Here is a 20,057-nt window from a genome sequence, read left to right on the forward strand (position 1 = left end):
CCATACCGCGGAATCTATCGCGTGTGTCGGATATCAATCCCGCGGAACGGTCGTGCGCAACAACGGCCTTCCGGGGTTATGGGTCCCGGCCTTCGCCGGGACGACAGCGAAATTACTTCCCTGCCTTCCACGCGCTCGTCACATCCCCAATGCTCGCCAACTCCGGCTCACGGATGGCGGACGGCGTGCGCGAGAAACGCGGTGCAGGGGCGGGCTGGGTGACGCCGTGGCGTTCGACAAACACCTGGCGGGCCGCCATGTGCGGATGCTTGGGCGCTTCCTCCATGGTGAGGATCGGCGCGAAGCAGATGTCGGTGCCTTCCATGATCTTGCACCAGTCGGCGCGCGACTTGCTCTTGAAAACCTTTTCCAGCTTCGCCTTCAGCGCCGGCCAGGCCTTGCGGTCCATCTGGGCGTCGAAGTCGGCGTCGGTCAGGTCGGCATGCTTGCGCAGCAGCGCGTAGAACTGCGGCTCGATCGAGCCGATCGAGATGAAGTTGCCGCAGGAGCACTCGTAGACGCCGTAGAAATGCGCGCCGCCGTCGAGGAAATTCTGGTCGCGGCCGCCGCTCCAGCGGCCCTGCGCCGCCATGTCGTAGAACATCGACATCAGCGAGGCCGCGCCGTCGCACATCGCGGTATCCACAACCTGGCCCTTGCCGGACTTCTGCGCTTCCAGCAGCGCGGCGAGCACGCCGACCACGAGGTAGAGCGCGCCGCCGCCGAAATCGCCGACCAGATTGAGCGGCGGCACCGGCTTCTCCTTGGTGCCGATCGCAGCGAGCGCGCCGGTGATCGAGATGTAGTTGATGTCGTGGCCGGCGGCGTTCGCCAGCGGGCCTTCCTGGCCCCAGCCGGTCATGCGGCCGTAGACCAGCTTCGGATTGCGCCCGAGCACGACATCGGGGCCGAGGCCGAGGCGCTCCATCACGCCGGGACGGAAGCCTTCGATCAGCGCGTCGGCATGGCTGAGCAGGTCGAGCACTTCTGATATCGCCGCCTTGTTCTTGAGATCGAGCTCGATAACCTTGCGGCCGCGGGTCGCCACCGCCTTCAAATTCTTGCCCGCGCCGACCCGGTCCAGCGTGATGACCTCGGCGCCCATGTCGGCGAGCAGCATGCAGGCAAACGGGCCGGGACCGATGCCGGCGAATTCGACGATGCGGAAGCCTGTGAGCGGGCCCGAGGTGCGAGCGGCGGTTTGGGAGGCGGGCTTGTCGAGCACGTTGTTGTTCCGTTGTTGCTGTGAGGGAGCTGGTCGAAGAGTCTGTGGATCGGCGCGCCGGGCGTCACGCCGGCTCGATGTCAGAAGTCCGGTCCGGCGATTGGGGGCCGTGGCAAGTGGTGCTGCCGAACCTCATTAAGTCCTCTCCCCGGGGCCGCCCGTCTGACGGTATTTTTAATTAGCTGATTAGCTAAATTCTCTCGCCTAATGGGGGACGTGGCAAGCTCTTTCGGCTGGAATGCCAGCAAAACGCGAACGGCGCGCATCGCTGCGCGCCGTCTGCATGGGTTCAGGAGGGATAGCGGCTAGCCGGCCGCGGTCACCGCCCGCTGTCCCATCACCTTGACCAGGTTGGCGCGGTAATCCGCCGAGCCGTGGATGTCGGCGAGCAGGCCGCTCGCCGGGATCGTCACGCTGTCGAGCGCCGAGGCCGCCCAGTTCGCCTTCAGCGCCTGCTCGATCGGCGCCACCCGCATGACGCCGCTTTGCGAGGCGCCGGTCGCGGCGACGCGGACGTCACCCGCCTTGGTCTTGACGACGAACACGCCGGTCAGCGCGAAACGCGAGGCCGGGTGCCGCATCTTGGCATAGCCGGCCTTGGCGGGGACCGGGAACGACACGGCGGTGATGATCTCGCCATCCTCGAGCGCCGTCGTGAACAGGCCCTTGAAGAAGTCCTCCGCCGGGATCGACCGTTTGTTGGTCTTGACCACGGCGCCGAGCGCCAGCACCGCCGCCGGATAGTCCGCCGCCGGGTCGTTGTTGGCGAGCGAGCCGCCGATCGTGCCGCGATGACGCACGGCAGGATCGCCGATCATCGACGCCAGATGGGCGAGCGCCGGGATCGCCTTCTGCACGGCGTCGCTTTGCGCGACGTCGTAATGCGTGGTCGCGGCCCTGATGGTGACGGTATCGCCGGACACGTCGATGCCGATCATGTCCTTGATCTTGGCGACGTCGATCACGTCGGACGGAGCAGCGAGGCGCTGCTTCATCACAGGGAGCAGGGTCTGGCCGCCGGAAAGGAACCTGGAGTCCGTGCCCTTGGCGAACTGCGCCACGGCATCGTCGATCGAGGATGCGCGGTGATAGTTGGTCTCGTACATCGTATCCTCCCTCAACCGTGAATGGCGTGCCAGACGCGATCGGGCGTCGCCGGCATTTCCAGCTTGTTGTTGCCGATCGCGTCCGTGATCGCGTTGATCACGGCAGCAGAGGCGCCGATCGCGCCGGCTTCGCCGCAGCCCTTGACGCCGAGCGGATTGCCCGGACACAGCGTCGTGGTGTGGGAGAGCTGGAACGACGGCAGGTCGTCGGCGCGCGGCATGGTGTAGTCCATGAACGACGCGGTCACGAGCTGGCCGGTGTCGTCATAGACCGCACCTTCGAGCAGCGCCTGGCCGATGCCTTGCGCAAGACCGCCATGAACCTGGCCCTCGACAATCATCGGGTTGATCAGCCGGCCGAAATCGTCCGCCGCCACGAAGTTGACGAACGAGGTCTTGCCGGTGCCGGGATCGACTTCGAGCTCGCAGATGTAAGCGCCGGCCGGGAAGGTGAAGTTGGTCGGGTCGTAGAACGCCGTCTCCTTCAAACCGGGCTCCATGCCGTCGGGCAGGTTGTGCGCGGTGTAGGCGGCGAGCGCGACCATCGGCAGCGCGATCGACTTGTCGGTGCCGGTGACCTTGAACTCGCCGTTCTCGATCACGATGTCGCTCTCGGACGCCTCGAGCGCATGTGCCGCGATCTTCTTGGCCTTGGCCTCGACCTTCTCCATCGCCTTCACGATCGCCGTACCGCCGACCGCGAGCGAGCGGGAGCCGTAGGTGCCCATGCCGAACTGCACCTTGTCGGTGTCGCCATGGACGATCGAGACCTGGCTGATCGGCACGCCGAGCCGCTCGGCGATGATCTGGCAGAACGTCGTCTCATGGCCCTGGCCGTGGCTGTGCGAGCCGGTGAGCACCTCGATGGTGCCGACCGGGTTGACGCGGATTTCAGCCGATTCCCACAGGCCGACACCGGCGCCGAGACTGCCGACCGCCTTCGACGGGGCGATGCCGCAGGCCTCGATATAGCAGGAGACGCCGATGCCGCGCAGCTTGCCACTGGCTTTCGCCTTGGCCTTGCGGGCCGGGAAGCCGGCATAGTCGATCGCCTTCATCGCGGCGTCGATCGAGGCGTGGAAGTCGCCGATGTCATAAGCCATGATGACCGGCGTCTGATACGGGAACGTGGTGATGAAGTTCTTCTTGCGCAGTTCGGCCGGATCGACCTTCAACTGCCGCGCCGCGGTCTCCATCATGCGCTCGATCAGATAGCTCGCTTCGGGGCGGCCGGCGCCGCGATAGGCGTCGACCGGCGTGGTGTTGGTGTAGACGCCGATCACCTCGGCATAGATCGCCGGGATCACGTACTGGCCCGATAGCAGCGTCGCGTAGAGATAGGTCGGCACCGCCGAGGAGAACAGCGACATGTAGGCGCCGAAATTGGCGTGGGTCTTCACCCGCAGGCCGAGGATCTTGTTGTCCTTGTCGAACGCCATCTCCGCCTTCGAGACATGGTCGCGGCCATGCGCGTCGGTGAGGAAGGCCTCCGATCGGTCACCGGTCCACTTCACCGGGCGACCTACCTTCTTCGAGGCCCACAGCGCCACCATCTCTTCCGGATAGATGTAGATCTTGGAGCCGAAGCCGCCGCCGACGTCGGGCGCGATCACGCGCAGCTTGTGCTCCGGCGCGATGTTGTAGAACGCCGACAGCACGAGGCGGGCGACGTGCGGGTTCTGCGAGGTCGTGTAGAGCGTGTAGTGCTCCTCGGCTTGGTCGTAATGCGCGACCGCTGCGCGCGGCTCCATCGCATTCGGCACCAGGCGGTTGTTGGTGAGGTCCAGCGTCACCACGTTGGCCGCCTTGCTGAATGCATCCTTGACCGCGGCTTCGTCGCCGAGATGCCAGTCATAGACGATGTTGCCGGGAGCCTCGGGGTGCAGCTGCGGTGCGCCGGGCTTGATCGCGGCCTTGATGTCGGCCGCGGCGGGAAGCTCCTCGTAATCGACGACGACGGCTTCCGCCGCGTCCTTGGCCTGGTTCTTGGTCTCGGCGATCACCACCGCGACCGCCTGTCCGACGAAGCGCACGGTCTCCGGCGCCATCGCCGGCCATGCGCCCATTTTCATCGGCGAACCGTCCTTCGAGGTGATCGCCCAGCCGCAGATCAGATTGCCGACCTTGTCGTCGACGATCTGCTGCCCGGTCAGCACCGCGATCACGCCGGGCATCTTCATGGCCTCGGCCGAGTTGATGCCCTTGACCTTGGCATGGGCATGCGGGCTGCGGATGAAGTGAGCGTAACTCATGCCGACCATTTTAACGTCGTCGACGTAACGTCCTTGTCCGGTGATGAACCGGCGATCTTCCTTGCGCACGACGCGTGCGCCAATTCCTTCAACACCCATGGTCTGGTCCTCCCGACCGGAGATTCGAATTGCCGCCGTTTCCATCGAGACCGGCGGTGATGAGCTTGATCGTGTGCGGTGCGTAGCGCGCTATTCGGCGGCCTGCGCCACCTTCATGCGGCCGGCAGCGTCGAGCACCGCCTTGACGATGTTGTGGTAGCCGGTGCAGCGGCAGATGTTGCCTTCGAGCTCGTGGCGAACCGTTTCCTCGTCGAGCTTGCCACCATGGCGGTGCACGATGTCGACCGCGGACATGATCATGCCGGGGGTGCAATAGCCGCACTGCAGGCCGTGATTGTCGCGGAACGCCGCCTGCATCGGGTGCAGCTCGTCGCCCTTGGCAAGGCCTTCGATCGTGATGACGTTGGAGCCAGCCGCCTGGCCGGCCAGCATGGTGCAGGATTTGACCGCCCGTCCGTCGACATGGACGACGCAGGCGCCGCACTGGCTGGTATCGCAGCCGACATGGGTGCCGGTGAGGTTCAGATTTTCGCGCAACAGGTGCACGAGGAGGGTTCGGTCCTCGACGTCGACCGAGACCGCCTTGCCGTTTACCGTCAGTTTGACTGTAGACACGCGTTTCTCCCAATAGCTTCGTTATGGGCCCAGTAGACCACGCTTCATGTGGGTCGTAACCGCGATCAAAGTCGTAGTTGCGGCCCTGTCATGAAGGCTCCGGGCTGTGGCTGCGATCCTAGCAGGCAGCCGTTCAATGGGCAATTTGCAAGCTGCTTTCGGCGTGCTCCGGCGCGACGAAATTGCGCGGCAGCGCAACGGGTTCTCCGCCTGCTGGTCTGGTTTGCGGCATATCAAAAACCGCCGCGGCGATTGCTACTACCTTCCGCCTATAACGACAAAAAAGCGTAGCTGGCATTTTCATCGCGACATAGCGACCGAAGATCGCTGGTTCACGAATTGGGTAGTGAGACGCGCGCGCGATGCATCCATCGCGGCAACGAAACCATATTGGAGGAAGCCAATGAAGCTGAGGAGCGGGATTTTCTTTGCCGGCGTGTCGCTGGTCGCCATGGTGATGGCAGGAATTACTGCGTCGAATGCGAATGATTCCGTTGCAAAGGCGGTGTCCGATCCGAACGGATGGGCGATCGCCGGCCACGATTACGGCAATACGCGCTTCAGCCCGCTGAAGCAGATCAATTCCGAGAACGCCGGCAAGCTGCAACTGGTCTACTCGCTGTCGCTGGCCTCGCTGCGCTCCAACGAATCGTCGCCGGTCGTGATCGGCAAGAACCTGTATGTCTCGACCTCGTGGGGTCCGAAATACGTCTACGCGATCGACGCCGCGACCGGCGCCCGCAAATGGACCTGGCAGCCCGACATTCCGGATGACGTGCTTCAATACGCCTGCTGCGACGTCAATAATCGCGGCGTGTCCTATGCCGACGGCAAGATCTTCGTCGGCCGGCTCGACGGCAAGCTGACCGCGCTCGACGCCGAAACCGGCAAGGAGCTCTGGACCTCGACGGTCGTCGACTACAAGCAAGGCTCGGTCATCACCTCGCCGCCGCTCATCGTCCGCGACAAGGTCATCACCGGCTTCGGCGGTGGCGAATATGGTGTGCGCGGCGCGTTGCAGGCTTTCAACCTCAAGGACGGCAAGCTGCTCTGGCAGACCTTCACGGTGCCGGCGCCGGGCGAGCCCGGCAGCGACACCTGGAAGGGCGATACCGGGCTGCATGGCGGCGGCGCCGCCTGGCTGGTCGGCTCCTACGACGCCAAGTCCGACACCGTCTACTGGGGTACCAGCAATCCGGGGCCGTGGAATACCGGGGTGCGCTCCACCGGCGACGGCAATTTCGGCAAGCTGACCAACCTCTACACCGCCTCGACGCTGGCGATCGATCCCAACACCGGCAAGATCAAGTGGCACATCCAGGGCACCCCGGCCGACGCCTGGGACTATGACGGCGTCAACGAGCTGCTGCTCGCCGACCTGAAGATCAAGGGCGCCGAGACGCCGGTCCTGATGAAGGCGGATCGCAACGGCTTCTTCTTCGTGGCCAACCGCGAGACCGGCAAGGTGATCTCGGCCGAGAAGTACGTCTTCGCCAATTGGGCCAAGAAGTGGGACATCAACACGATGCGGGCGGAAGAGGATCCGGACAAGCGTCCGGGCCCCGGCCATCCCGCCAAGGACATCTGCCCGAACCTGATCGGCGGCAAGAACTGGCAGCCGATGTCGTTCAACCCGCAGACCGGTCTCGTCTACATCCCGACCAACAATGTCTGCATGGACTGGTCGGTCTCCGACGTGAACTACAAGCGCGGCGTGTTCTATCTCGGCGCCGAATTCCCGACCAAGGCGGGTCCCGGCGGCTTCCTCGGCGAGCTCGTGGCCTGGGATCCGATCGCCAACAAGAAGGTGTGGAGCATCAAGGAGGACCTGCCCTTCAACGGCGGCACGCTGACGACGGGCGGCAATCTGGTGTTCTCCGGCAATCTGCACGGCGACTTCCGTGCCATCGATGCCAAGAACGGCAAGGTGCTGTGGAGCAAGAACCTCGGCAGCGGCATTGGTGCCGGTCCGGTGACCTATTCGGTCGACGGCAAGCAGTATGTCGCGATCGTGGTCGGACGCACCGCGGCGCTGCCGGCCTTCCTCGGTGACATCGGCAAGCAGATGGTCGCCGCGGCGCCGGAAGGCGGCTCGCTCTTCGTGTTCGCCCTGCAGTAACGACCGTCGCAAGGAGGCAGCATTGTCCGTGTCTTGCATCAAGGCGACTTGCATGAAGGCGACTGGCATCAAGTCGAATGACGTGCCGAGCTCAACGCGTAGCGTACAGTTGAGGATGGCGATCCGGACCGTGCTGCTCTCCGCCGCATTGTTGGCGCCGGCCCTGTCGGCCGGCGCGGAAGAGGCCAGGCCGTCGCTACGGCTCTGCGCCGATCCGACCAACTTGCCGTTCTCGAGCGACGAACCGGGCAAGCCGGGCCTTTATCTCGAGATCGGCCAGGCGGTGGCGCAAAAGCTCGGCCGCACGGTGAGCTATAATTGGTACAAGTCCTATTTCGGCAAGCGCACGGTGCGGGAGACGCTGCTCAGCAAGCATTGCGATGCCATGGTCGGCCTGCCGCTGATCGACGATTTCATGGGCCCGGCGGTGATCTTCTCGAAGCCGATCGCCCATGAAGGCTATGCGCTGGTCGGCGCCACGGATCGCAAGCTCGCCGGTATCGACGACCTCAAGGGGTTGCGGGTTGCGGTGCAGTATCAGTCGACGCCGCAGAACCTGCTGGCTTTGCGCGACGACATCCAGAAGGTCACCGTGCTGAGCCCGGAAGAGGGCATGGCGGCCCTCGACCAGGGCAAGGTGGACATCGCCTTCATCTGGGCACCGGTGGCGGGTTGGCTCAACAAGACCAGCTACGGCGACAAATATCAGATCGTCTCGACCGAGGGCGACGGCCTGCTCTGGGCGACCGCGATCGGCTTCGCCAAGGCGTCCGGCGCGCTGCGCGATGAGGTCGACGGCGTGCTGCCGTCGCTGCAGGGGGACATCGACGCCCTGTTTGCCAAATATGGCGTGCCGAACGGCGCCCCGGTGAAGTTCGGCCAGGCGACCACCTCGTCCGCCGGAGCAAGCGAGCCGGTCACGATCGGGCAGGCGACTGCTGCCGAGAAGCCGGTTCAGACCGCCGCGACCACCGGCGAAGTCAAGGGAGACGCCAAGGCGGGCCGGGAGGTCTTCAATGGCACCTGTGCTCATTGCCACGGTCCGGACGCGGTCCAGGCCGAGCGAAAGATCGATCTCAGGCTGCTCAAGAAGCGCTATGCTGACGACATGGAATCGACATTCTGGAAGACCGTCCATGACGGGCGGCCGGCCAAGGGCATGCCGGCCTGGAAGGATGTCTTCAGCGACGACGAGCTCAGAAACGTATATGCCTATCTGCAGAGCGTGCAGGATACCGGCGGGTCGAACTAGAAGCGGCCATCGGCAAATACCAATGCGAGGGTCCTCATGATGGGGTTCCTGATCATCGACGATCACCCCCTGTTCGGAGAGGCGCTTGGCAACGCCATCCGCATCTCGCATCCCGATGCCCGGATCTATGAGGCGACCTCGATCAAGGGTGCGCTGGGCATCCTTGCCAGCGAGCCGAATATCGATCTGGCGCTGCTCGATCTGCTGCTGCCCGACGTCGTCGGTTTTTCCGGCTTCCAGAAGATCAGGGATCGCCATCCGCGGCTGCCGATCGCCATCGTCTCGAGCGAGGAGGACAAGCACACCATCCGCGAGGCGCTGGAAATGGGCGCGGTCGGCTATCTGCCGAAATCGACCTCGCTCGGCGAATTGTCGCAGGCGATCGCACGCGTGTTGAGCGGATCGGTCTCGGCGCCGCGGGATTTCGTCGCGGTCGGCGCGCTGGAGCAGTCCGAGACGGCGCGGACGCTGCGCGAGCGGATTCAGAAGCTGACCCCGCAGCAAATTCGTGTCCTTCACCTGATCATCCGCGGCTTGCAGAACCGCGAGATCGCATCGGAACTCAAGCTCGCGGAATCCACCGTCAAGGCGCATGTCACCGAGATCCTGCGCAAGCTGAAGCTGTTCAGCCGCAACAAGGCGATCATCGAGCTCGGCAAGATTCCGCTTCCCGCCCTTGAAGCCGGCCTGGGTGCGAAGGCCGAAAAGGCGCCCTAAGCGCGATGAGATTTGGTTGAATCATCATCGCGCTTTAGACCTTTGTTTGAGCATGATCTTTCGGAAAACCGCTTCGCACTTTTCCGGATCATGCTTTAGCCTTGCTGCACTGCACGGCGAACGCATCCGGGGTGCGCCCTATAGGCTGCCGGTCAGCTTTGAGATAACGTCGTGCGCACAATGGCTGTCATCAGCGATCCGAGGGAGGGCGGCGCAGCGTTGACCACGACCGTGCCCCTGGCGGGCGAGCCGCCGCTCGGCAAGGCGGGTGCGCCTCGACTGCTGATCGTCGAGGATCATCCGCTGTTCCGTGCTGCCCTGATCGGCGTGATCGGGGCCGAGTTTCCCGATGCCGAGGTATTGCAGGCCACCTCGATCGATGGCGCGCTTGACGTGATCGCCGCGCGCGATGGCCTCGATCTGATCCTGCTCGATTTGTCGATGCCGGGGACCACGGGCCTGCTCGGGGCCTACCGGGTGCGGGCCGCGGCGCCGCGCAGCGCGCTGGTGATCGTATCCGCGCATGACGATTCCCGGATCATCGGCGGCGCGATCTCGCTCGGCATTTCCGGGTTCATTCCTAAGTCGACGCCGAAGGTCGAGCTGGCGCGCCTGCTGCGCGGCATCCTCGAAGGCGAGGTGTGCCTGCCGACGCGCTTCCGCGACGCCGCTGCCGCGCGGAAAGCCCAGGCCGAGACCAGGGAGCTGGTGCAGCAGCTCGGCCAGTTCACCGCCCAGCAGCTGCGCGTGCTCGACATGATCTGCCGCGGATTGCAGAACAAGCACATCGCCTATGAGCTCGATATCTCGGTCACCACCGTAAAGGTGCATGTCTCGGAGATTTTGCGGAAGCTCGGCGTGCGCAGCCGGACCGAGGCCATCATCGCGCTGTCGAAACTCGACTTCGGCAAGCACGACCATGCGCCGGTGACGGCGGCGCCGCCGTCGCACGGCGCCTAAAGCGGGATGAGTTTTGGTTGAATCGGCTTGGCACGGTCTTCCTTCACCTCTCCCAAGGGAGAGGTGAACTTCGATGCCGTTCCAGCTCAACCTGATCTCATCAGGCCCTTGAGCCTATTCCGTTCCGATCGCATCGGAACGGGGTTCCAGGTTTGTTGTCTTGACGCGTTTACTTCACGCGAACCGGTATCCAGGTCGTTCGCAAACGCTCTGGTCATAGCCGCGGGCCCGATTGCTCCGCCGCCAGCAGGAACGACAGCAGCGAGCGCATCTCGGCGGGCTTGATCGGCTTCTTCAGGAGTTCGTGGCCAAAGGCCGACACGTCGGAGGCTGCCTTGGCCGAGTAGTCGGCGGTGACGATGATCGCCGGCACCTTGGCGTTGATCTCGCCGCGGATCACGTCGACGGCCTGGATGCCGGTCTCGCCGTTGTCGAGATGCAGGTCGGCGATGATGGCGTCGGGAACGCCGTCGAGCGCGTGGATACGCTCGAGCGCCTCGGTCTTGGAGATCGTCACCGCGACGTCGCAGCCCCATTTCTCCAGCAGATGAGCAAGGCCCTCGGCGCTGGAGAGGTCGTTCTCGATCAGCAGGATTTTCGCACCCTCCATGCCGCCATAGCGATAGTCGACGCTGGCCTGCTCGCGCACCGGGATCGCTACCGGATCAAACGTGCGCGGCACGGTGACCGAGAACACCGAGCCCTTGCCGGCGCGCGAGCGCAGCCTGATGTCATGGCCGAGCAGGTCGGCAAACCGGCGCACGATCGAAAGGCCGAGCCCGATGCCGGCCTTGTCGCCGGCGCCGGCGTCGCCGCGCTGGAATTCGACGAAGATCGCCTCGCGCTGGGCTTCCGGGATGCCCGGCCCGGTGTCGTGCACCTCGATGCAGATATCGTCGCCCTTGAGGCGGCATCCCATCAGCACGGTGCCGCGCTGGGTGTAGCGCAGTGCATTGGCCAAGAGGTTTTGCAGGATCCGGCGCAGCATCAGCGGATCGGAGCGGACCACCGCCGACGACGGCATGATCCGGAAGTCGAGGTTGCGCTTGGCGGCAGTCGCCACGAATTCCTGTTCCAGCGGCTCGAACAGCGAGGCGATCGCGACCGGACCGAATTCGGGCCGGAGCACGCCGGCATCGAGCTTCGAGATGTCGAGCAGTGTCCGCAGCATGTCCTCGAGCGTCGCGAGCGAACGGTCGATCTGGTCGGTCAGCGCGACACTCTTGGGCTCGGTCGCCGTTTCGGTCAGCGCGGACAGCGTCAGCCGTGCCGCATTCAGCGGCTGCAACAAATCGTGCGTCACCGAAACCAGCACCGACGACTTCAGCGAGCTTGCCGCCTCGGCCTGCTGCTTGGCCTGCAGCAGGCGTCCATTGGTTTTCTCCAGCGATTGCAGCGCCTGCTTGAGCTGCTGGGTGCGGTCGCGCACCTGCTGGTCGAGCGCGATCGCGGTCTCGAACAGGGAAAAGGCGTTGAGCTGCTGGTCGGTGGAGCGCTCGACGCGCGACATCAGCGCCGCGTTGATCTTGCGCAGCTTTTCGGCTTCGCGTTCGAGGGCCGCAATGCGCGTGGTCTTGCTGTCGGTCATTGCGGCGCGACAGCGCGCTTACCGATGGCGATGCCGGTCAGCGTCTGGTTGACATGCATGGAGCGATACTGCTCGCCATAGGTCTGAAAGCCGATCACTTTATTGCGGCGATAGAGTTCCGACATCTCCCGGGAAAGCTGGCGCTGCTCGACGTCGAGCCGGCGCAGCACGCATTCGAAGCCGATGAACATCGAGACCTCGCCGAGATCCTCGGTCAGCTCCTTGAGCAGGCGGCTTGTGACGTCGATCGGATCGCGCTCGCGCGCCACCGTCAGCACCATGCCTTCGTCGATGGCGCAGAAGAATTGCAGGGATCCGTCGGGATTGGTGCGCTGGATCGACCGTGCGTAATAGGCACCGCCGACGCGCACCAGGACCGGATGCGCCGCGAACGAGAACAGTTCGAGCTTGTTGTCGCTGAGGCCGACGGCGCGGGAATATTCCAGCGCGGCCGGCTCGGCGTTCAACTCCTTGACGATGCGGTGCTCGATGTCGGCCTCGGTCACCACCATCTTGGTCGAGGTCGGCTCGAAATGGTCGCACTTGAACAGGCGGAACGGCAGCCGGGTCCGGATCAGGATCAGGACGGCGGCGTCGGTATGGGCCGCGCCGCCGTGGAAGACCCAGGACTTCTCGAAGCGCAGGCCGTCGCCGGCGGAGCCGCCGACCACCGGGATGTCGCCGAGCGATGCGTAGATCGCCGACATGATGGTTTCCTCGCGCTGACACATGCCGTCGATGAAGAGTAGCCCGAAGGACTCGTCGGTGTGATCGCAATGCTCGGTGCGCTGCGCGAATTCGCTCTGCAACTCGGTGCAGATCGAGCGGCCATGATCGACCCGGAACGTCGCGAGATCGAACAGCGGCCGGGCGGCGATGACGAAATCGGCGGCGTCAAAGCCCATCGCGACCACGCTGTCCTCGTCCCAGCCGCCAGGCGACAATTCGCCGGCCGTGGTGCAGCCGAAGATCGGCACCTCGGGCATCCGGCCGGACAACTCGGCAATGAATTGTTGCGGGTCATAGAACGGTGACACGAACACCACGAGCATGGCGAGATCGGCCGCCGCCAATTGGCGCGCGATCTCGTCGGCGGCTTCCCGCGGCCCGTTGGTCTTTGCCTGCACCACGACAATGCTGTCGGCGGCGCTGCCGTTCTGCTTCGCCAAAGGCGTTCTCCCTGACCAGAATCTGTTGCTTTTCTTGGCGCGGCTGGTTCTGCCCGCGCGGGTCTCAAGGGCATCCGGGCCATGCCGCGATGGTTCGCGATCCAGCCAGCCTTTATCTCTTAGGTCGTGAGGGGGAATGTCATTGGCCGGGCGACTTCGCCGGCAGCCGTGCTCGCCGCAAGCGCCAACGGCGCCGCTCGACGCGATGACATGGGACACCTCCCGATGTGTTCTCCTGGCCCGGGCAGGGTCAGGCTTGATCCATTCTAAACTATCGGGCTGCCGCCACGCGTCAATCTTCGGTTTGGGCCGACCAAGGTAGTACCGGATCACTACGGGGCGAATTGCTGCCCATTTACCGGGCCTTATCGATTCTGCCTTAGTTTTGCCCTCCGGGGACTGGGGCGGGTTGCCGCCGGACCCCGCGTGGTTTTCAGAATGAAGACGGGGGTTGGAATGCCGGGACTGAAGCGATCGCTCTCGATCAGACTCCCAACCCTCCGATTCCGCGCCAAGATCATGCTCGGCTTTGCCGTCACGCTGGCGCTGTCGGCAGCCACCATGGGCTTCGCCTATCTGGGCTTCGAGCGGGTCTCCGCCGGCGTCGGCTCCTATCGCCAGAGCGTCGCGGAAGCCGATCTGGCCCGCAACATCGATCGCGAATTGATCTCCTACCGTTCGCTGGCGCGTTACTACGTCGCGACCGGCAAGGAGGATGACGCCAAGGCCGCACTCGCCGCCGAGGCCAGCCTGAAGGACGCCATCACGGCGTCGATGAAGGGCACCACCAATCCGGCCCGGCTCGACCAGATCACCAGGCTGGAGCGTGAATTCCGCGCCTTCACCAAGATCTTTGCCGAGATCGTCCGCATCAAGGACGACAGTGCGCAGATCGCGCAGAACAAGCTGACCCGCAGCGCAACCTCGATGCGCTACAAGCTCGATGATCTGCCGAGCAACGCCGACGATTCCGAGCTGCAATCGATCCAGTTCGGCGCCAAGAAGGTGGCCGACCAGCTGCAGTCGATCACCGGCGCGGTCAACAGCTTCGTCGTCAATGGCGACAAGACCGTCGCCTCCAGCGCACTTGCCCGGCTGAAATTCGCCGACAATCTGGTGAAGGGCATCAGCTCGAAGGACGAGCGGATCACCCAGAGCGTGAAGGACATCACCGCGCTGCTCGAGGAATACCGCGAGGCGCTCGCCAAGCTGATCGCGAATGCCAAGTCGATCGACGAGCTGACGGTCGAGATGACGGAATCCGCGGCCGCGATCAGCCAGGGCGCGGCGGCGATGAAGTCCGATCTGCTCGCCGACCAGAAGCGGCTCGAAACCGAATCGCACGCGATGATCGGTGAAACTGAGCAACTGATCCTGATGCTCGCGGCCGGCAGCTTCGTGCTCGGACTTGGCTGGGCATTCCTGCTCGGCAAGGGCATTTCGCGTCCGATCGCGGCGATGTGCGCGGCGATGCGCGAGCTCGCGGCGGGCAATTTCGACGTCGTGCTGCCGGGCCTCGGCCGTCGCGACGAGCTCGGCGAGATGGCCGGTGCCGTGGAAGAGTTCAAGGTCCAGGCGGTCGCCAAGGCCGAGCGCGACGCCGCGACCCAGGAAGCGCAGAACAAGGCCAGCGCGACCGCGCGGCGCGCGGAGCTCATTCGCTTCGCCGACGAATTCGAATCCGCCGTCGGCTCGATCGTCTCTAACGTGTCGGCGTCCGCCGTGCAGCTCGAATCCGCGGCCGGTACCCTGACCCGGACCGCGGAGACCACGCAGAATCTGTCGAGCCAGGTCGCCGGCGCCTCCGAGGAGGCCTCCAGCAACATGCAGTCGGTGGCGTCTGCGACCGAGGAATTGTCCGCGTCCGTCGATGAGATCGGCCGCCGCGCCAAGGAATCCAGCCAGATCGCCGATTCCGCGGTGCGCCAGGCCGAGCAGACCGATGCGCGGATCGGCAAGCTCTCGCGCGCCGCGCAGGAGATCGGCGACGTGGTCAAGCTGATCACGGCGATCGCCGAGCAGACCAATCTCTTGGCGCTGAACGCCACCATCGAGGCCGCGCGCGCGGGCGATGCCGGCCGCGGCTTCGCGGTGGTTGCCTCCGAGGTGAAGTCGCTGGCGAGCCAGACCGCGAGAGCCACCGACGAGATCTCCACCCACATCACGGGTATGCAGGCCGCGACGCAGGAATCGGTTGCCGCGATCAAGGAGATCGGCGGCACGATCGGGCAGATCTCCGGGATCGCGACCAACATTGCAAGCTCGGTCGAGCAGCAGAGCGCGGCAACGCAGGAAATCGCGCGCAGCGTTCAGAACGTCGCGCAAGGCACCCAGGAAACCGCATCCAGCGTCACCCAGGTCAACCGCGGTGCGGCCGAGACCGGAGCCGCCTCCGAGGAAGTGCTGAACTCGGCGCGTTCGCTGTCGGTCGAGAGTTCGCGGCTGCGCGAGGAGCTCGATCGCTTCATGGCGAACATCCGCGCGGCGTAAGCACGCCGGTCTATCCACCGTCGTCCTGGCGAAAGCCAGGACCCATAACCACCACTGTTCGTTGGTGTGCCGGCAACTCGCCGCTCGCCCCTTGCGAAGGCCGCGGCGTATGCGTCCTGGCATTCGCCGGGACGACGACGGAGAACGGCGTGCCGTAATCCCGATTCCCATGCCGCATTGCGGGAACCTCAGCTAGCCTGCGGCGTTGACGTCGCGTGGCGGGCACACCGTTTGCCGCAATCCTGGGAGATAGAACCTTGGAACCCAACGTTCCGGGGTTTTTCTCATTGGTCCATACTGATGACACTGCAGCGGACACGATTGAGCTCTGCGACGACGCACGAGGGTGTGGCTGCCGCCGTGCCGGGCGATGACCGCATCATCGAGACCTCGATTCCGCTTCGTCTCGACAGCCTCAGCTGGAGCGGCTTTCACACCCGCGTTGTGCTGGCACTCGGCATCACCTGGATTCTCGATGGGCTCGAAGTGACGCTGGCCGGGGCGCTGTCGGGCGCGCTGAAGGAGAGCCCGACGATGAGCTTCTCCAACGCCGACGTCGGCCTTGCCAGCAGCGCCTATCTCGCCGGTGCCGTGCTCGGCGCGCTCGGCTTCGGCTGGCTGACCGACCGGATCGGGCGCAAGAAGCTGTTCTTCATCACGCTCGCGGTTTATCTTTCGGCGACCGCCGCGACCGCGCTGTCGTGGAATGTCGCGAGCTACGCGCTGTTTCGCTTTCTCACCGGCGCCGGCATCGGCGGCGAATACACCGCGATCAACTCGACCATCCAGGAGCTGGTGCCGGCTCGCTATCGCGGCTGGACCGATCTCGTCATCAACGGCAGCTTCTGGATCGGGGCTGCGATCGGCGCGGTGAGCGCGATCGTGCTGCTCGACCCTGCGTTGCTTGCGCCCGATCATGGCTGGCGGATCGCCTATTTCACCGGCGCGGCGCTCGGCCTCGTCGTGCTGTTGATGCGGATGTGGATCCCGGAAAGCCCGCGCTGGCTGATGATCCATGGACGCCCCGAGGAGGCCCACAGGATCGTCGGCGGTATCGAGACAGCCGTGCTCGGCCACGAACAGCCGAGTGAAGGTTTCGAGAAGATCAAGCTCAAGATGCGCGATCACACCCCGCTGCGCGAGGTCGCGGCGACGCTGTTCTTGACCTACCGGCAACGCTCGCTGGTCGGGCTCACGCTGATGGCCGCGCAGGCCTTCTTCTACAATGCGATCTTCTTCACCTTCGCGCTGATCCTGACCGATTTCTTCGGCATCGCGGCCAGCAATGTCGGCTGGTACATCCTGCCCTTCGCCGCCGGCAATTTCCTCGGGCCGCTGCTGCTCGGCCGCCTGTTCGACACGCTGGGCCGCCGCACCATGATCGTGCTGACCTATGGCGCCTCGGGCGTGCTGCTTGCGCTATCCGGCTATCTGTTCTCGATCGGCGTGCTCAGCGCGCAGACCCAGACCATCGCCTGGATGGTGATCTTCTTCTTCGCCTCGCCGGCGGCGAGCGCCGCCTATCTCACCGTCAGCGAGACGTTTCCGCTGGAGGTCCGCGCGCTTGCCATCGCCGTTTTCTATGCCGTAGGCACCGGCATCGGCGGCGTGATCGGACCGGCGCTGTTCGGCGTGCTGATCGACACCGGATCGCGCAACAGCGTGTTCGCCGGCTACCTGCTGGGGTCGGCACTCATGATCGCCGCCGCAGCCGTCGCATGGCGCTACGCCGTCGCGGCCGAGCGAAAATCGCTCGAATCCGTCGCGCGGCCATTGGCATTTGTGGAGTAGACTATGACGAAGCATGAATTGGCCGAAATGCCGCCTGATGATAAAATCGCACCTCGCGGGACGACCGGCAGCATGCCGGCGCCGGCGTCGCTGATTCCGCCGCTGGATCGGACCGCGGTGCTGCTCGACATCGACGGCACTTTGCTCGATTTCGCCCCGACCCCGCGCGAGGTCTGGGTGCCGCCGGAGCTCGCGGCCACGCTGAAGCAATTGCATGACCGCACCGGCGGCGCGCTGGCGCTGGTCAGCGGTCGCTCGCTCAACGACATCGACCTGATCTTCGCGCCCGAAGCATTCCCCGCGATCGGCGGCCATGGCGCCGAGATGCGGCTGCAGCCGGACAGCGAGGCGGTTGCCGCGCACGCGCCGCCGCTCGACAAGGAATTGAAGCGCCGCCTCGCCGCGATCGCAAAGCTCAGCCCCGGCATTCTGCTCGAGGACAAGGGTTACTCGCTGGCGCTGCACTATCGCCTCGCGCCGCAGGCGGAGAAGGCGATCTATGAAGCGGTTTCGCTGATCCGCGCCGAGCTGCCGAATGCGCCGATCGAGGTGCTGCCGGGCAAGAGCGTTTGCGAGATCAAGCATTCCGGCTTCACCAAGGCGACCGGCGTGCGCCAATTGATGACGCATGAGCCGTTCAGGGGACGCCGCCCGTTCTTCATCGGCGACGACGTCACCGATGAGACGGTGTTCGCGATCATGCCTGACTTCAACGGTCTCGCATTCTCCGTCGGCCGTCACGCGCTCGGCGTCGACGGACATTTCGAAGGCCCGAGCGATGTGCGCGCGTTCCTCGCGCGGCTGCTCGACGATGATAGGGACGTCAATCTGTCCTAACCAAATCAACTATGTCGCGCGCTCGAATCGAATGCGGTTGTTTTGCGTCGTGGCGTTTGCCTCGCATGAATTTTTCTTTTCGCGAGTTCCCGCGAGTTCCATGCGTCTTCGCCAGAATTTGGTTTCATTTGGGAGATTCCTTGATCAGGAACCATCTTGATGAATGGTTGTTAATACGCGAGTTGACCAACAGGAGGGGACCTGGTGAACCTCGTCGTCGTATCGAACCGCGTTTCGCGCGGAAAACCCAATGAACCCATGACGGGGGGGCTTGCTGCGGCATTGTTGCCGGTGGTGGAAAAGACAGGGGCAATATGGGTTGGTTCCAGCGGACGGGTCCGCGACGGGAACCACAAGGAACCTTTTGCAGAGGTCGAAGCTCTCGGTGCGGGCGCGCTGGCGATGCTCGATCTGCCGGCCGCGCACTATGGCGGCTACTACGAAGGCTTTGCCAATTCGGCGCTGTGGCCCGCGATGCATTCGCGCGCCGATCTGATTCGCGCTTCGCACGAGGACTACGCGAGCTATCGCGCGGTGAACGCGTTCATGGCGCGCGCGCTGCTGCGTTTCCGCAAGCCGGATTCCGTGTTCTGGATCCAGGACTATCATTTCCTCGCGCTCGGCGCCGAACTGCGCGACCTCGGCGTCACGCAGCCGATCGGCTTCTTCCTGCATACGCCGTGGCCGGCGCGCGCGGTGATCGCGGGCGTGCCCAATCACCGTGAGCTGATCGAGGCGATGCTGTCTTACGACCTGATCGGCTTCCAGACCGACGAGGATTGCGAGAATTTCCTCAGCTACGTGCAGCACGATCTCGATTTCGAGGTGCGCGACGGCATTATCAATTCGTCGTTCGGCCGCACCCGGGCCGCGGTATTTCCGATCGGCATCGATCCCGGCAAGTTCGCGCAGCAGGCCACCAAGGCGATGACGCATCCCGACGTGACGCGGCTACGGCGCAGCCTCAACGGCGAGAAGCTCGCGATCGGCGTCGACCGGCTCGACTATTCCAAGGGCCTCGTCAACCGCATCAAGGCGTTCGACAAGATGTGGTCGCTGTATCCGAACCTGAAGCGATCGGCGTCGATGCTGCAGATCGCAACGCCCTCGCGGGGCGCGATCGAGGCCTATGGCAATCTCGCCAGCGAGGTGGCGAAGCTCGTCACCGACGTCAACGGCGTGCACGGCGAGGTCGACTGGACGCCGATCCGCTATCTCAACAAGGGCTTCGGCCAGGGCGTGCTCGCAGGGCTTTACCGCACCGCGCAGGTCGGCGTGGTAACGCCGCTGCAGGACGGCATGAACCTCGTCGCCAAGGAATATGTCGCCGCGCAAAACCCGGCCGATCCCGGCGTGCTGGTGCTGTCGAAATTCGCCGGTGCGGCGAACGAGCTCGACGCCGCGCTGCTGGTCAATCCGCACGACATCGACGGCATGGCGCGCACGTTGGCGACCGCGCTGGCAATGCCGCTGACCGAGCGGCGGATGCGCTGGGAAGCCATGATGGAGAAGCTCAACGGCGGCACCATCCAGCAATGGTTCGCCGATTTCATCGAGGCGCTGCAGGATACGCACAATGCCGGAGCCGCAGCGCTGCCCGAGCCAACATCCCTGTGGCCGCGCCGCGCGGCGGATTTTGCCGCGCGATATCACTGAGCGACTGTCGGCCTTCCCTGAGCGCCTTGGGCTGTGCAATGGCACAGAGGGGAATGATGGAGGCGGGCCAATCGGCTTGATTTGCGCCGGCCACTCGCCGGCGCTGGCAAGAGCCGTCTGCGATGGCCCCGCGCGCGGCCGACGTTGCCGAGAATTTACCCAATATTTTCAATCCGTTGGGGAAATTTCGCGGTTCGACCCCGCGCTCCCTTGCAAAATC

The 20,057-nt window shown here is 64.6% G+C and carries 14 protein-coding genes; 8 read left to right on the forward strand and 6 right to left on the reverse strand.

What is annotated here, in order from left to right; genetic code table 11:
• Window positions 1-112: 112 nt before the first annotated feature.
• From ACTUWL_RS17950 to ACTUWL_RS17965, 4 genes are all read right to left on the reverse strand, one after another.
• Window positions 113-1,225 (reverse strand): CaiB/BaiF CoA transferase family protein, encoded by a 1,113-nt coding sequence (locus tag ACTUWL_RS17950; protein WP_021078053.1) that lies wholly within the window; start codon window positions 1,223-1,225, stop codon window positions 113-115.
• Between the two features lie 305 nt (window positions 1,226-1,530).
• Window positions 1,531-2,331 (reverse strand): FAD binding domain-containing protein, encoded by an 801-nt coding sequence (locus ACTUWL_RS17955; protein WP_021078054.1) that lies wholly within the window; start codon window positions 2,329-2,331, stop codon window positions 1,531-1,533.
• 11 nt (window positions 2,332-2,342) lie between these two features.
• Window positions 2,343-4,682, reverse strand: a complete 2,340-nt coding sequence (locus tag ACTUWL_RS17960; protein ID WP_021078055.1) for a xanthine dehydrogenase family protein molybdopterin-binding subunit — start codon at window positions 4,680-4,682, stop codon at window positions 2,343-2,345.
• Between the two features lie 90 nt (window positions 4,683-4,772).
• The gene (locus ACTUWL_RS17965) at window positions 4,773-5,258 is read right to left on the reverse strand and encodes a (2Fe-2S)-binding protein (protein WP_021078056.1); all 486 of its coding nucleotides are present in this window, start codon (window positions 5,256-5,258) and stop codon (window positions 4,773-4,775) included.
• Between the two features lie 403 nt (window positions 5,259-5,661).
• On the opposite strand from ACTUWL_RS17965, the gene ACTUWL_RS17970 reads away from it, so the two are divergent.
• The 4 genes from ACTUWL_RS17970 to ACTUWL_RS17985 all read left to right on the forward strand — a co-directional run bounded on the left by ACTUWL_RS17970 (window position 5,662) and on the right by ACTUWL_RS17985 (window position 10,306).
• Entirely contained in the window at window positions 5,662-7,377 is a 1,716-nt protein-coding gene (locus ACTUWL_RS17970) for a PQQ-dependent dehydrogenase, methanol/ethanol family (protein WP_021078057.1), read from the forward strand.
• Between the two features lie 52 nt (window positions 7,378-7,429).
• Window positions 7,430-8,629: a c-type cytochrome gene (locus ACTUWL_RS17975; RefSeq protein WP_021078058.1), complete on the forward strand. Its 1,200-nt coding sequence runs from the start codon at window positions 7,430-7,432 to the stop codon at window positions 8,627-8,629.
• 36 nt (window positions 8,630-8,665) lie between these two features.
• Window positions 8,666-9,346 (forward strand): response regulator, encoded by a 681-nt coding sequence (locus ACTUWL_RS17980; RefSeq protein WP_021078059.1) that lies wholly within the window; start codon window positions 8,666-8,668, stop codon window positions 9,344-9,346.
• 180 nt (window positions 9,347-9,526) lie between these two features.
• The gene (locus ACTUWL_RS17985) at window positions 9,527-10,306 is read left to right on the forward strand and encodes a LuxR C-terminal-related transcriptional regulator (protein WP_021078060.1); all 780 of its coding nucleotides are present in this window, start codon (window positions 9,527-9,529) and stop codon (window positions 10,304-10,306) included.
• A 214-nt stretch (window positions 10,307-10,520) separates the two neighbouring features.
• On the opposite strand, the gene ACTUWL_RS17990 is transcribed toward ACTUWL_RS17985, so the two are convergent.
• Both ACTUWL_RS17990 and ACTUWL_RS17995 read right to left on the reverse strand, forming a co-directional pair.
• On the reverse strand, window positions 10,521-11,894 hold the full coding sequence (locus ACTUWL_RS17990) for an ATP-binding response regulator (protein WP_021078061.1): 1,374 nt from the start codon (window positions 11,892-11,894) through the stop codon (window positions 10,521-10,523).
• On the reverse strand, window positions 11,891-13,063 hold the full coding sequence (locus tag ACTUWL_RS17995) for an FIST N-terminal domain-containing protein (RefSeq protein ID WP_021078062.1): 1,173 nt from the start codon (window positions 13,061-13,063) through the stop codon (window positions 11,891-11,893). The genes ACTUWL_RS17990 and ACTUWL_RS17995 overlap by 4 nt, the downstream gene beginning before the upstream one ends.
• 456 nt (window positions 13,064-13,519) lie before the next feature.
• Between ACTUWL_RS17995 and ACTUWL_RS18000 the strand changes: the two genes are divergently transcribed.
• From ACTUWL_RS18000 to ACTUWL_RS18015, 4 genes are all read left to right on the forward strand, one after another.
• Window positions 13,520-15,553, forward strand: a complete 2,034-nt coding sequence (locus tag ACTUWL_RS18000; protein ID WP_021078063.1) for a methyl-accepting chemotaxis protein — start codon at window positions 13,520-13,522, stop codon at window positions 15,551-15,553.
• Between the two features lie 300 nt (window positions 15,554-15,853).
• Window positions 15,854-17,344, forward strand: coding sequence for an MFS transporter (locus ACTUWL_RS18005; RefSeq protein WP_035650752.1), 1,491 nt, complete (start codon window positions 15,854-15,856; stop codon window positions 17,342-17,344).
• A gap of 3 nt (window positions 17,345-17,347) precedes the next feature.
• Window positions 17,348-18,181 (forward strand): trehalose-phosphatase, encoded by an 834-nt coding sequence (gene otsB / locus ACTUWL_RS18010; protein WP_021078065.1) that lies wholly within the window; start codon window positions 17,348-17,350, stop codon window positions 18,179-18,181.
• A 204-nt stretch (window positions 18,182-18,385) separates the two neighbouring features.
• Window positions 18,386-19,837, forward strand: coding sequence for a trehalose-6-phosphate synthase (locus ACTUWL_RS18015; RefSeq protein ID WP_021078066.1), 1,452 nt, complete (start codon window positions 18,386-18,388; stop codon window positions 19,835-19,837).
• Window positions 19,838-20,057: the final 220 nt, after the last annotated feature.

The organism is Bradyrhizobium sp. WCU1 (assembly GCF_053474805.1).